The sequence below is a fragment of the Candidatus Pantoea multigeneris genome (assembly GCF_011752615.1).
GTDB classification, from domain to species: domain Bacteria; phylum Pseudomonadota; class Gammaproteobacteria; order Enterobacterales; family Enterobacteriaceae; genus Pantoea; species Pantoea multigeneris.
This window is the reverse complement of the sequence record NZ_VWXF01000004.1, coordinates 297744-311271: the sequence shown is the minus strand read 5'-3', so window position 1 is coordinate 311271 and position 13528 is coordinate 297744. Positions and strand designations below refer to the sequence as shown.

Genomic DNA, 13528 nt, shown 5'->3' with positions numbered 1-13528 from the left:
TCCTCGAAGTCTGCTGCCCAGGCTGTGCGCTGAGAGCAAAGGTGGCGATGTAATACCTGTTTTGTTGTTAGTGTCATATTGCGCACGGCAAATAATGACCTCCAGCACCTTCAATAAATACCTTTTCATCACGTGATATTTAGCTATTAGGGCTATTTCGGACGTCACGAAATCAGTCCCATAACTTAATTAAGAATTCAGCGGGATATTTTCAACTGCTTACACTTTGCGCGTTTTAGATACGTGTAAGATCGAATTTCTTACCTGGTGGAAAGGGGAAATAGCGCCAGCACGATGCTGGCGATTAATTAGGGCGTGAGTTGCATGCGGATAAAAGCAATATCACTTTTATAAAAGGTTTCAGCGACCGGGATGAATCCAAATCGCTGATAGAAGGCGCTGGCACTGAGCCGCGCATCCAACACCACCTGAGTATCTTTCAGGGTATTGAGCACGGCCCGGAGCAGATGCGTGCCTAAGCCTCGTCCCTGATAGCCGATGGCAGTAGCGAACTTGCGGATCTGAAAACGGTTATCACTACAGGCGAAAACCGACAGGCAGCAAATGAGCTGCTCCCGCTCTCTGATGCCAAAATGCTGTGCCTGTTCATCCCCCTCAACCCGGCTAAAACTGATATCGCGATCGGGCCACAGCACCTGCTGACGCAGGGGAAGGCATTCATCCACCGAGAGTAAGACGATTTGAGGTTGATCAGGCTGAGGCATCAGTGATGGTTTCAGGCTGAAGCTGATACACCCACGCAGTCACCTGACCTTCTTCAGTGGTCACCTGGGCTTCAACCCGGTCATAGCCATCTTCAAACTCATCCAGCATCGGCCAGTGAGCCTCCAGATTTTCGGAGTAAAACAGTGAACCATGAACTTGTACGCCATTTTCAGCCAGTACGATGCCCGGAAAACCTTCGGCTGCACCCCAGCCGCTGTCATACAGCTTGCCGGTCACTGATCCCGCCAGGAAATGCCCGCCAATATTTTCCAGAATATGTGCATTGGAACGGCCTGGACATAACGTGCCATAGACAAATAACGGTTTCATATCACCCCTTAATTCGGTGTTCACGGAGCTGACTGGCAGCGAAAAGAAAAAGCATCATTCGATAATCTACAATTCCTGTCAATCCAACTGTAAGGCAATGTCGAAAAGGTTGTCATCCAGCGGTCATCAACGTTGTATGTTATAGCTGATCGATGATTGGCCAAGGCGAGAAAAAGCATGTCAGAAAAGTTAGCGGCACAGTGCCATTGTGGCGCAGTCACGTTTAGCGTTGAACTGCTCAATGGTTTTAACGGGCTTCGCAGATGTAACTGCTCTTATTGCCGGATGCGCGGCGCGGTGATGGCTTTCGCACCACTTTCCGGGATAACGGTATTAAGTGGAAAGGATAAGCTCAGTGAATATCGTTTCAATACGCGCCAGGCAGCACATTTCTTTTGCTCGGTGTGCGGCATTTACACCTTCCATCAGCGACGTTCCGATCCCAGCCAGTATGCGGTTAACGTGGCTTGCCTGGTGGGTATCTCTCCGTTTGATTTCCACGATGTGGAGGTGGTTGAAGGCGCGAAGCACGTCAGTGAGGGCGGCGGCGGGTTAGCCGGAAGAATGAAGTTTTTCCCCCAGTAAGAGAACGACCCGTGCGACAGAAGCGTTTGCATTCCCCTTTTGGTTGAGTTAAATCATTATTAATTCGCCTTTAGTTACTGGAATATTCATCTGAATGAAAAGCAAATCACTGGCGCAGGTTACGGATTTTGACCTGAAGCTATTGCGGATTTTCAAGACGGTTAGCGAATGTGGCAGTTTTTCCGCCGCTGAGAGCCTGCTTGGGATCACACGTTCTGCGATTAGCTTACACATGAGCGATCTGGAAAAGCGGTTGGGTATGCGGCTCTGTCAACGTGGGCGGGCGGGATTTGCCTTAACCGATGAAGGACGCGATATTCTGCATCACAGCGATAGTATGATGGCGGCGATTGAAAATTTCCGCCAGCAAGTCAATCAGATGCATAAGCATATGCGCGGTGAATTTAATATTGGCATCATCAATAATCTGGTGACACAGCCCCGGATGCGCATCACAGGTGCACTGGATTCGCTGCGCAAAAACGGGCCGGAAATTCGTCTCAATCTGAGCATGAGCACCGCCGCAGATATCGAAAGGGGGTTGATGGATGGGCGTCTGCATGTGGGTGCGCTCCCGCTGACCTCGCCGATGTCCGGATTAAACTATTCGCAGCTCTATGATGAAAAATCGATGCTTTATTGCAGCAATACGCATCCGCTTTTCAATATGGACGTTGAACCTGATGATGAGGCATTAATTCAGTATGACGCCATTGTTCCAAGCTTCCGCATGACAGCGGAAACCATTGGCATGCATCAGATGTTGAACTGCACCGCCACCGCCACTGACCGTGAAGGCATCGCTTTTCTGATTCTGACCGGGCGCTTTATTGGCTTCCTGCCCGATCACTACGCCGCACAGTGGGTTGAGAAAAAGCTAATGCGCGCCATTGCTCCCGAGCGTATGCATTTCAGCAGCAAAATTGCCATTGTCACCCGCAAGGGGCGTCGTCCTAATGCGATCCTCGAACACTTTCTCCACGCCCTCGATCTCTAATCCGCCTATTGTCCCGCTGTAGCAACTCCTTAATTGCATAGCGGATAAACTCGCGGGCTGGCCAATGGGGATATCTGGTTAGGCGCATCCCGATCTGGATGCGCCTAACCGTCAGCTTAACGGCTGTAGATCGAACGGTAAGCCCACCAGGTCTCCCGCTTTTTTTAATTCACCCAGCACGCTTGCAGAAACGGGAATTCCGTTCGCTTTGCGCTCGGCTTCGCACTGCGCAGCACGTTGCCCCGGATAGCGCGCATTGTCCCCTGACGCTGTCAGGTAGGTTTCCAGCCAGCTCAACATATGTTGGTCAAAAGCTTCACGGCCGAGCAATAACGCCGGATTAATCACCAGCACAAATGCGCTGACATTGCCCGCACTGCTGGTAGAAGAGTGCTGAGCGGCGCTTGCTGCCGTGGCCGATCCTGTCAGGCTGCCCGCCAGTACCTGCACCAGCATGGCCAGCCCAATCCCTTTATGTCCGGCAATAGGTAGCATGGCGCCGTTGAATGCCTCCTGCGGGTTCTGGGTCTTTTTACCATCCGGGCCAATCGCCCAGTCATCGGGGATCGATTCGCGGCCCTCTTTGATCGCCTGCAACACGTTGCCCCGCGCGACAACGCTCGTCGCCATATCGAACACCAGCGGTGCCTGGCCGGCAACCGGGGCGGCAAAGGCCACCGGGTTATTGCCAATCGCCGGTTTTTTACTGCCTTCCAGCGCCATCAGCGGCGGCGTTTCCTGACAAATTACCGCGATCATGCCTTGTTCGGCGGCTTCAAGGGCAAACTGCCCGAGGGCGGCGAGGTGGCCACTTTTACGCAGTAACAGGGTCACCACAGGTCGGCTCTGCGCCAGTTCTACGGCCGCCGTAAAGGCCTCCGTCGCAACAGACTGACCAAGACCGCCATCACCATCGAACCAAATCACGTTGTCGCGCACTTCGCATTGGAAATCAGGTTGGGGATTGACTTCCCCCTGCTGCATTTTCTCCAGATAGATCAGCACACGGGTCACGCCGTGGGTATCAATACCGCGCAGGCTGGTGCGTACCAGTACTCGTGCGGTGTTTAGTGCATCACACTCTCTGGCACCTGCGGCCTGATAGAGCTGGCTAATCCAGTGCTGTAATTCCTCCGCGGAATAACGGGCGGGACTCGGTTGGGACATGTAACGCTCCTTGCTGTGTCTGGTTAGTTAACCGGTTGTAGATGATGACGTCGGCAGAAGGTGTTTCTGACAACCCGCAGTATGCGGCGAAGCGTGCTTTTGAGGAATGTTTAATGAGTTTTCGCCGCCATCCTTTAGTGAGGAAATACTGCCAGAAAGATTGGATAAATTTTTTATTTAAATAATGGCGTTGAATAGGTGATGTCAGCTTTGTGTCATTTCTGACACGAATGCGCTAATTGATGTCAGATTGCATCAGGAGGTGATTTTATATCTTCCTGTATATTATTCTCGTGATGTTTTGTTTTTTTTCGATTAAAAATCAGATGGTTAAAATTAATCATATTAAATGATAATGATTTTCATCATCGATTGCCTGCGAAAATATTTGTGCTAACCTACGGCCCTTAATCACCAGTTAATAATAACATCTCGAATCCTGTTGCTATTTATTGGCAACTCAGGTTCTGAGATCCCTGTATTTAAAACAACAGTAAAAGTGAGCTTAAGTAAAAAATGAACAGTAAAGTTCGTGGTAGCGCATTGCGCGCAGTGGCCGTCATGGTTTCCGCTCTGATTGCACAACAGGCTCTGGCTGATATGCCTCAGCCCGCTAATCAGCCGCATCCGCAGATGCAAGGTCAGGGCAAAGACGGGCAGCATAAGTGGGCACCGCCACCGCAGCCGGTAAAAGTATTGCCGGATAATCGCGTGGTGTTTACTTTGCGCGCACCGCAGGCCAGTCAGGTTGAAGTACAAGGTGGCTGGCCGGGCGGAACGCAGGGCGATAGCCACGTAGCGCTGAATAAAGATAAGCAAGGGCTTTGGAGCGTCACCGTGGGGCCGCTGGCATCAAACATCTGGAACTATCAGTTCATCGTGGATGGCGTGAAAGCGCAGGCAGAGTTTGGCCGTAAATCCCCGGCTACGGGTCTGCCAAAAGATGAATTCGCGATACCTGGTGATAAAGCTGATGACTTCATCCCACACGGCGCGGCGCGGGGGAGTATTACTTACACCTCGGTTCCATTTATGGATAGCCAGAAACGCTTTACGGTGTATACCCCACCAGGTTATTACAGCAGTGATGAACGCTATCCGGTGCTGTATTTGACGATGGGGGGGGCGCATGATGGGTCACGCGATAATGAAGACAGCTTTGTGTTTACTCTGTTGGACAACATGATTGCGTCACACCGTATCAAGCCGATGATTGTGGTTATTCTTGACCCGGATGCGCCAGATGGCAGCTCATTGGGTAACTCGAAGTTCCACGGTGGTGGCAATGAAACCGACCCGAGTTACGTTACAGCAGCACAAACCATTGTTGATAATATCGTGCCGTTCATCGATAAATCCTTCCGGACCGAGGCCGATCGCGAACATCGCGCCATTGGCGGTTTTTCTTCGCCGGGTGCGCAAGGCTTCCTGGCTGGCGCACGTAATCCACAAACATTTGCCACCATTGGCACCTTCAGCGGCGGTTTCCCAACCTGGCCTGGCGTGGGCAAACAGATTGAAAGCAAATTGCACTACAGCCACTACACCGGTCCCGATCTGAATCGCGTACCCGATATGGAAAAGCTTGGCGCGTATATCCCGCAGCTGAATGCCGATGCAAAAATGAAGCTGGTATTTATGAGCGTGGGTAGCGATGAGCCATTAATTCAAACCTTTGATCTCATGAAAACCTTCCTGGATAAGCGTGGTGTGAAATATCACGCGATAGTTGAACCCGGTGAAATTCATGATGCCAGCAATATCCGTATCTCGCTGCGTAACTTCCTGCCGCTGCTGTTTAAATAAATAAAAATAATTAAGCCTGCCTGAGCAGGCTTAAACTTTATTACCCACTCGCAATCAACTGCGTTATTGGGTGGTGCACCCGTAACCTAAAATTTAATTACACCTCGAGAATATATATGTTGAGAAAATCTGCACAGGGATCCCCGCGTCTTTCACCTCTGTCTTTCGCTATTATCATGGGATTAACCGCGCTTCCTGCCCACGCCGATGACCAGATGACAGACCTTAGTAACGATAAAGATCAGGATACCATGACGGTGACGGCGTCAGGTTTCCATGAGGATGTCACCAAAGCGGCGGCTTCGGTCACGGTGATCAGCAATAAAACCCTGCATTCACGCGCTTACTACACGGTGCTGGATGTATTACGCGATGTGCCTGGCGTCTATGTGACGGGCGGCGTGGGGTCTGAAGAGATTACCATGCGCGGCATGGCAAGTGACTACACGCTGCTGTTAGTCGATGGAAAGAAGGTGGATATGCGTGAGAGTGAATCTGAAACCACCACCACGGGATATCAGTTTTTGCCGGGTATTGAAGCCATTGATCATATTGAAGTGATTCGCGGCCCTGCGTCATCGCTATATGGTTCTGATGCGATTGGCGGGGTGATCAATATCATCACTAAAAAATCGAATCGCCAAACGTGGCATGGCTCGGTGACTGCGGGGTCAATGATTCAGGAGCACAGTCGTTCTGGCGATGTTAATCAAACCAGTATGCATCTTGACGGCCCCTTAATTAAAGATCAGCTCAGTATGAAACTGGATGGGACTTTCCAGCAAAGAAATGAAGATAACTATGACGGGGGAGCAGCAAAGCGAAAATTACTCAACGGTGGGATCGGTTTTACCTGGACACCGGACGTCGATAATATCATCGACTTTGATGTGACCCGCGCGTTGCAGGAGCAGCTCGCAACCACTAAAACTTCAGGTGGTATTACTAATCATACCTATACGCGAACCAACTACACGCTGAGCCACAAAGGGTATTACGGCATTCTGGAAACCAGCTCTTACGCACAGATCGAAGATTCAACTAACTCCAGCAGCAACATTACCGGGCGCAATACCACGCTTAATACCATTGATAAACTCTACCTGGGCGACAGCCACACCCTTTCTGTGGGGGCCATGTTCCTGAATGAGACCATTAAAGACGCCAACAATGTGATTAAGGTGGACAGTGGCGATCCGGCGTCAAAGCTGGATCGTAATAGCTGGGCGTTAACGGCTGAGGACCGCTGGAACATTATTGAGCCGTTTGATTTAGTCCCAGCGATTCGCCTGGATGAAAATGAAAAGTTTGGCTCGCACGTCACGCCGAAGCTGTATGGCGTCTGGACCATTAATCCGCAATGGACAGCCAAAGGAGGGATTTCGGGCGGCTATAAAAACCCAACGCTCCGCCAGTCGGCCTCCAACTGGGCTGACTCTGCCGGGTCCGGTCATCGTGATGGTGTGAGTATTGGTAATCCCGATCTTAAACCGGAAACCAGCACCAACTATGAGCTGTCACTCAACTGGGATGCGGGTGATATCAAAGCAGGTGTGACCGGGTTCTACAGCAAATTCAGGAATAAAATCGAGTTAGAGACCTTGTGTACCGGCGATGCCGGATCTTATGCCTGCGACTATAACGGCGAAAAATATGATTTTGTCTCCTCGTACTATAACGTCAGCAAGGCGATGATGCGTGGTATTGAAAGCACCTTTGCATGGGACATTCTGAGTAACCTGCACCTGAATACGTCTTACACCTATACCGAAACCAAACAGCAGTCAGGCGAATATGCCGGGCAACCCCTGAACCAGCAACCGAAGCATTTGATTAGCGCGCGACTGGATTATGATTTCTCGCAGGATATTAGCCCGTGGATGCGCGTTTACTATCGTGGCAAAACGTCTGAGCACTATGCCGGTAACTCGCGTTCAATGATGACCGAAGGATATCCGGCTTACACGCTGGTCGATTTAGGGGTTAACGTTAAGCTGACGCCGAAAGTAAACCTCAATACCAGCGTCTCCAACCTGTTCGACAAGTATATTGACAGTGACACCTATGGCGGTAACGTCGATGGCCGCCGCTACAATGTCAGCCTGACTTATAATTTCTGAGGACTTGTTTCGCCCTGGCGTGCCAGGGTGATTCGTGCAGTCAACCCCTGCGGAAAGCGATTGAACAGCTCAAGTGTTCCGCCGTGCAAACGGGCGATATCACTGACAATCGATAATCCTAAACCTGCGCCGCCCCGGTTTTGTTGCCGGGCGGCATCGATGCGATAAAACGGTTCTGTCACTTTTTTCAGCAAGCCTGCAGGAATGCCTGGACCATTATCACTAACCTCAATCAACGTCAGTTGTTCAGTCTGCCAGCTCTCTACAGTAATTCTGGTGGCGACTACGGCAGCGTTATCGATCAAATTGGTCAATGCGCGCTGTACGGCATCGGGTTTACACCACAGAGTAAGGGGTTCCGCAGATTGATAACTCACCTGAATGCCCGCATCTTCATAATCATCGCAGAGGGTGGTAATCATTGAATCCAGATCGCACCATTCGGCCGATTCGCCATCGGAGCCGGTTTTAATAAACGACAGCGCACTGCCAATCAGCTTATTCATCAGGTCGATATCGCGGACTAATTTCTCTCGTACGCGAGTGGGCTCCGTATCCTCAAGACATAAGCGCATCCGAGTGAGCGGGGTACGCAAGTCGTGGCTGATCGCGGCCAGCATACGACTCCGGCTCTGCATCTGTTCGGCGATGCGTTCTTGCATCAGATTCAGCGTATGGGCAACTTTACGGATCTCTGTCGGGCCTTCTTCTTTCACTGGCATTAATGTCAGTTCACGTCCAAAGGCATCAGCATGGCGCGAGATTTCTCGTAGCGGGCTGATGACGCGCGCAATCGCCCAGACTGACATCACCACAATCCCGGTGAACAAGAACACCATCGCGCATAGTGTAGGAAAGGTTAAACGCGTCGGTTCCCGGCCCATGTTGTCTATCATCGCGATCAATTCGCTATCACCAAGAGAAACCCGTACCTGAATGTCCTTACGCGGATTCTGCGCATTACAGGACGCTACGCTGACCTGCTGCTTGCCACCCAGTTCCCAGCGCAGCGTCTTGGCTAAATCCCAGGTATTAAAGGTTTCGCTGGTGCAGATGGGCGGCTGGGTTGCCAGTGCGTAATGCAACCCGGCATCACTCTGTGCCGCAGCCAGAATGGCTGGACGATAGGCTTCAGGGGTGTGATTGAGGATTTTTACCAGGCTGGCAATACGGTAGGTGGGCTGCCAGGGCCACGGCGGGCCTGGTGGGCCTTTCGGAATAAACAACAGCGTGCTCAGTGCGGTGAAGGTAATGAGGGTAGAACAGCCAATAATGAGCAGAATCTGACCGAGCATGGTAGAGAAAAAGCGGCGCATCATAGCCCTCTGACTTCCGGCCTGAAGAGATAACCGTTGTTGCGGAAAGTCTGGATCAACTCCTCTTTCATATCGTCAAACACCAGCTTGCGCCGCAATCGGCTAATTAACAGGTCCACTGAACGCATAGAAGCGGCGCTGCCATTTTCACCCCGCATCAAATCGATAAGATCTTCACGCGACAGCACTTTTTTCCCGTTTTGACAGAGCACCAGCAGCAGATCCGTTTCCCCTGCAGTTAATGATTTACGTATGCCTGTTGGGCCGTGTAGATAACGGCGCAGCGGATAAAACGTGCAGTTAGCAAAATGGATAACGTGCTCGCCGCCTGTTTTCACTGCTGCTTGCTCTGCTCCGTTCACACGACGTAATACGGCCCGAATACGTGCCAGCAACACGCTGAGATCAAAAGGCTTAGCGACATAGTCATCAGCACCCAACTCCAGTCCGACAACGTTATCAATCGGATCGTCAAGGGCGGTCACCATAATAATCGGTGGGCAGTAACCTCCACGCAAACGACGACAAAAATCCAGGCCACTCTCTCCCGGCAGCATGATATCCAGCAGAATCAGGTCAGCCTTATGACTTTTCAGCCACTGTTGTGCGGATTCGGCGGATTCGCAGACAACGACACGATAGCCGTTGTTCATCAAGTAGTTTGCCATTGGGGTGCTGATATCAGGATCGTCTTCCACCAACAGTAGCGTTGCGTCATTCATGGGTAAGCCAGGTAAATCAAGAGGTAAGCTTTGCCGATTGTATCAGTTATTGATAATGAGAGGCGTTTGCAAAAAAGGATTTTCCGATCGGATTTTGTAAAAAATCCGTGTTGATCAACGATGAATCATTCGCGGGATTGAATCTGATAATGGAAAAAACGGCCATTCCGCGCGTGCTGACGCTGATACCTTCAGGTCATTTCATACGATCCCTGCCTGAAACCACGATCTGCGATCCGTGATCGGCTTCTGAGTTTTAATTGTGCACACCGGGCAATATTCAGACATATCGTAATAACAGATATATCTAGTTTTGCATTGCGACATGTTGTCGTCAGCCCGTGTGCTGCCGTTGCCGCCAGACTTGCGATTTCTTACGCCGTTGCTATTCGGCAGGAGCGATTATGGATTTGGGGATTCAAGGCAAACGCGCCTTTATTTGCGCGTCATCACAGGGGCTAGGGCTGGCATGTGCAGCGGCGCTGGCAGCAGAAGGTGTGAACATCACCCTTAACGGACGGGATGCCGCTAAATTGCACGATGTTGTTACCCAACTGCAGCAGCAATTTCCTGCTGTGCAGGTTGGTTCTATTGCGGCGGATTTAACCAGCGATGTGCAGCGGCAACGCATCGTGGCGGAACTGCCTGAAATCGACATTTTGGTCACCAATAACGCGGGTCCTCAGCCGGGTGCGCTGGTGGACTGGGACGAAGCTGCGCTCCGCCAGGCGATGGACGCGAATTTTCTCCCTGCCGTTGGGCTGATTCGTGCCTGGCTGCCCGGCATGCAGGCACGATCCTTTGGTCGCATCGTGAATATCACCTCCGCCATGGTTAAATCCCCGCACTACATGATGGGGCTGTCAACCTCTGCCCGCACGGCACTCACTGCCATCTGTAAGGCAATCAGTACCGATGTGGCAAAAGATAACGTCACGATCAATAACCTGCTACCGGAGCGCATAGACACGCCGCGTCAGGAGTTTATGTTGCAGCGCCTCATGGCTAAAGAGGGGCTGAGTCGTGAGCAAGCGCGACAACGTAACGTGCAGACCATTGCTGCACGGCGCTACGGCACGCCGGAGGAGTTTGCCGCTGCCTGCGCTTTCTTGTGTAGCGGGCAGGCGGGGTTTATCTCCGGGCAAAACCTGCAACTGGATGGTGGTTCCAGCCACGGGCTGCTGTAAGGAGCGGATGATGCGTGAAGATGAAATCCTGCTCAGCCTTGAGCAGCAGCGCCAGCAGGCATTAATTACGGCAGATATACCCCTGCTGGCCGGGCTGCTGGACGAAGCACTGATCCATATCCATAGCACCGGCATGGTGCACAACAAGGCGCAGTTTCTCCGGCATATTGAGCGGATGGGGGGATTTGTCGCGATTACCCGACCGACACCGCAGATCCAGCTCAGCGGCGACACCGCGCTACTCACCGGCAAAACCTGCAATGTCGTACGACTGTTGGAAAGCGGAGAGACTGCGCAACGGGTCGGTTTCTCCACGTTGGTCTGGCGACGCACCGCCAACGGCTGGCGCCTGCTGTTATCCCAACTCACCCCCATTGAACAAAGGACAACGTCATGAAACTGGTTCGCTTTACGCAGGATGGCCGCACGCGGATAGGTAAGGTTATCAATGAGCAGGTGGTCGATCTCTCAACCATTCCCGGCGTAGGGGAGTCTATGCGGCAATTGCTGGCGGATCTTCCCCGGCTCAGCGGTGTGATTGTTGCAGCCAGTCAGCCCTGCTTCCACCTGAATGAGGTTGAGTTAGAAGCCCCGCTACACGACCCGCAAAAGTTTCTCGCGATTGGCATGAATTACCGCAAGCATGCTGATGAAGCCAGGCTCGCCGGGATCCCGATTCCGGAGAGCCAGCTGTGGTTTAACAAACAAGTCTCCTGCATTCATGGCCCCTATGCACCAGTGGTAAAACCGGATGTCAGCGAGAAAATGGATTACGAAATTGAACTGGGAGTGGTGATAGGTAAACGCTGTCGTCATGTTAAAGCCAGTGAGGCGGCTGCTGTTATCGCGGGCTATTTGATTGTTAATGATGTCTCGGCGCGTGACTGGCTGCATAAGTCACCCACATTTACCCTGGGTAAGTCGTTTGATACCCATGGCCCTATTGGTCCGTGGATCACCACAGCGGATGAAATTGACGACCCGTTGCAGTTGGAAATGAAACTCTACATCAATAAAGAGTTACGGCAGCACTCGCTGACGGGCGACATGATCTATGACATCTACGCGCAAATTGAATACCTCTCAACGGTGATGACGCTGGAGCCAGGGGATATTCTTGCCACGGGCACGCCCTCTGGCATTGGTGCGCCAACAGGACGTTTCCTGCAACCCGGTGACGTTATGCGACTGGAAATTGAAAAACTCGGGTTTATCGAGAACCGGGTGGTGGCGGAAACACCGCGTGAGGCAACGCTATGACAACGCCATCATTCCAACAGTTTCTGCTGCCGCAGGACAATCCGCGCCTGCAACTGGCGCGCAATAACACGCTGGCTGATTATGCTGCCCATATGCTGGCAACCGATAAAGCACAAAACCTCAAGGCGCAGTGGCAACGCATGCTGGAAGAAACCTTCACCGGTATCACCAGCAACGGCGAAGTGATTCCCTATCTCTATCCCCTGGACGATGAGGGGTTTGAGGTCGAACAGGCAGTAGCGGCGGCACAGCAGCTGGTTTCAGGTTTAACCGAAGCCCAGCAAGAGAAAATCCGTTATCCGTTGGACTCCTCTGCCTGGCGCGCCTGGTACAACCCGGAAATTCCCTTTAATGAACTGGGCCTGCGGTTGGAGCAGAGTTCAGCAGGGAGTCAGTCGGCATTTTTAGCGCTACTGCGTAGCTGTACCAGCGAGCGTGGTGCGCAGAAAGTACAACAGCTAATGGATGCAAACCATTTCCTTGGTGAGCTGTATGACATCACGCACATCATGAACCGCTGGAGTTTTCATTTTCTGCTGTTTGGTGAGCCATCCATGACCAGGCCCTGGGGATGGAGTATCTATGGTCACCATGTGGCGTTTTGCTGCCTGATTGTCGGTCGGCAGTTAGTGATCGCCCCGACGTTTATGGGAGTTGAGCCGAACGTGATTGCACGTGGCAACGCCAACGACTGCACGCTGTTCACCGCCGAAGAGCAGGCGGGTTTGGCGTTGATGCAATCCCTGCGTCCATCACAACAGGAAACGGCAACGATCTTTCACGACATGGAGGATCCCCAGATGCCGCCTGAACGCTTTAACTTCGCCGATCAGCGCCATCTGGCGGGGGCATTTCAGGATAACAGAGTGATTCCGCTAGAGGGGATCTGCGCAGCAGAGTTTAGTGCAACCCAGCAACGAGCACTGATGACGTTGATTGCGATTTTCCTTGAGTTTCTGCCGGATGGGCCTCGTGCGGCGCGTCTTGCATTAATTGAGCGTCATCTTGATCAAACCTGGTGGAGCTGGATCGGCGGCTCTGACGATGAAGATGTGTTTTATTTCCGTATCCAAAGCCCTGTGGTGTTACTGGAGTTCGATCATCACAGCGGTATGTGGCTGACGAATCAGCATCCTGAGCGTTTCCATATTCACACCATCACGCGTCTTCCCAACGGCAACGACTATGGCAAGGCGTTGCTAAAGCAGTTAACACCGTAGTTACGTCCTTTCGTCGTACCGGGTGTCGTCGTATTGCCCGGGTAACCCATCGCGCAGTCTGACCGTATCGGCAACGATTCGGCAGGCCGCGC

The 13528-nt window shown here is 52.0% G+C and carries 13 protein-coding genes; 8 read left to right on the top strand and 5 right to left on the bottom strand.

Translation table 11 applies throughout. The features are described 5' to 3' along the window. Positions 1-308: 308 nt before the first annotated feature. Together F3J40_RS12245 and F3J40_RS12240 are read right to left on the bottom strand one after the other, a co-directional pair. Positions 309-725: a GNAT family N-acetyltransferase gene (locus tag F3J40_RS12245; RefSeq protein WP_167014976.1), complete on the bottom strand. Its 417-nt coding sequence runs from the start codon at positions 723-725 to the stop codon at positions 309-311. Beyond that, positions 712-1056, bottom strand: coding sequence for a gamma-glutamylcyclotransferase family protein (locus F3J40_RS12240; protein WP_167014974.1), 345 nt, complete (start codon positions 1054-1056; stop codon positions 712-714). The genes F3J40_RS12245 and F3J40_RS12240 overlap by 14 nt, the downstream gene beginning before the upstream one ends. A 177-nt stretch (positions 1057-1233) precedes the next feature. On the opposite strand from F3J40_RS12240, the gene F3J40_RS12235 reads away from it, so the two are divergent. Beyond that, positions 1234-1641 (top strand): GFA family protein, encoded by a 408-nt coding sequence (locus tag F3J40_RS12235; protein WP_167014972.1) that lies wholly within the window; start codon positions 1234-1236, stop codon positions 1639-1641. Between the two features lie 94 nt (positions 1642-1735). Next, a complete protein-coding gene (locus tag F3J40_RS12230) occupies positions 1736-2638 on the top strand; it encodes a LysR family transcriptional regulator (RefSeq protein ID WP_167014970.1) in 903 nt (300 codons plus the stop codon). A 111-nt stretch (positions 2639-2749) separates the two neighbouring features. Here F3J40_RS12230 and F3J40_RS12225 read toward each other — a convergent pair whose 3' ends face one another. Then, on the bottom strand, positions 2750-3805 hold the full coding sequence (locus tag F3J40_RS12225; protein WP_167014968.1) for an Ldh family oxidoreductase: 1056 nt from the start codon (positions 3803-3805) through the stop codon (positions 2750-2752). A 516-nt stretch (positions 3806-4321) separates the two neighbouring features. Between F3J40_RS12225 and F3J40_RS12220 the strand changes: the two genes are divergently transcribed. Both F3J40_RS12220 and F3J40_RS12215 read left to right on the top strand, forming a co-directional pair. Beyond that, a complete protein-coding gene (locus tag F3J40_RS12220) occupies positions 4322-5611 on the top strand; it encodes an esterase (protein WP_240155438.1) in 1290 nt (429 codons plus the stop codon). A 215-nt stretch (positions 5612-5826) separates the two neighbouring features. After that, complete coding sequence (locus F3J40_RS12215; RefSeq protein WP_240155437.1) at positions 5827-7731, top strand: TonB-dependent receptor domain-containing protein; 1905 nt, start codon at positions 5827-5829, stop codon at positions 7729-7731. On the opposite strand, the gene F3J40_RS12210 is transcribed toward F3J40_RS12215, so the two are convergent. Together F3J40_RS12210 and F3J40_RS12205 are read right to left on the bottom strand one after the other, a co-directional pair. Then, the gene (locus F3J40_RS12210; protein WP_240155436.1) at positions 7719-9050 is read right to left on the bottom strand and encodes a HAMP domain-containing sensor histidine kinase; all 1332 of its coding nucleotides are present in this window, start codon (positions 9048-9050) and stop codon (positions 7719-7721) included. The genes F3J40_RS12215 and F3J40_RS12210 overlap by 13 nt on opposite strands. Beyond that, entirely contained in the window at positions 9047-9769 is a 723-nt protein-coding gene (locus F3J40_RS12205) for a response regulator transcription factor (protein WP_167014964.1), read from the bottom strand. Before F3J40_RS12205 ends, F3J40_RS12210 begins: the two co-directional genes overlap by 4 nt. Before the next feature lie 404 nt (positions 9770-10173). Here F3J40_RS12205 and F3J40_RS12200 point away from each other — a divergent pair, with 404 nt between their 5' ends. The 4 genes from F3J40_RS12200 to F3J40_RS12185 are packed head-to-tail and all read left to right on the top strand — an operon-like array spanning position 10174 to position 13436. Then, positions 10174-10956 (top strand): SDR family oxidoreductase, encoded by a 783-nt coding sequence (locus F3J40_RS12200; RefSeq protein ID WP_167014962.1) that lies wholly within the window; start codon positions 10174-10176, stop codon positions 10954-10956. A gap of 7 nt (positions 10957-10963) precedes the next feature. Next, positions 10964-11353 carry a nuclear transport factor 2 family protein gene (locus tag F3J40_RS12195; RefSeq protein WP_167014960.1) on the top strand — a complete coding sequence of 130 codons (390 nt, stop codon included), beginning with the start codon at positions 10964-10966 and terminating at the stop codon, positions 11351-11353. After that, complete coding sequence (locus F3J40_RS12190; RefSeq protein ID WP_167014957.1) at positions 11350-12216, top strand: fumarylacetoacetate hydrolase family protein; 867 nt, start codon at positions 11350-11352, stop codon at positions 12214-12216. Before F3J40_RS12195 ends, F3J40_RS12190 begins: the two co-directional genes overlap by 4 nt. Next, entirely contained in the window at positions 12213-13436 is a 1224-nt protein-coding gene (locus F3J40_RS12185; RefSeq protein WP_167014955.1) for a DUF3500 domain-containing protein, read from the top strand. Before F3J40_RS12190 ends, F3J40_RS12185 begins: the two co-directional genes overlap by 4 nt. Positions 13437-13528: the final 92 nt, after the last annotated feature.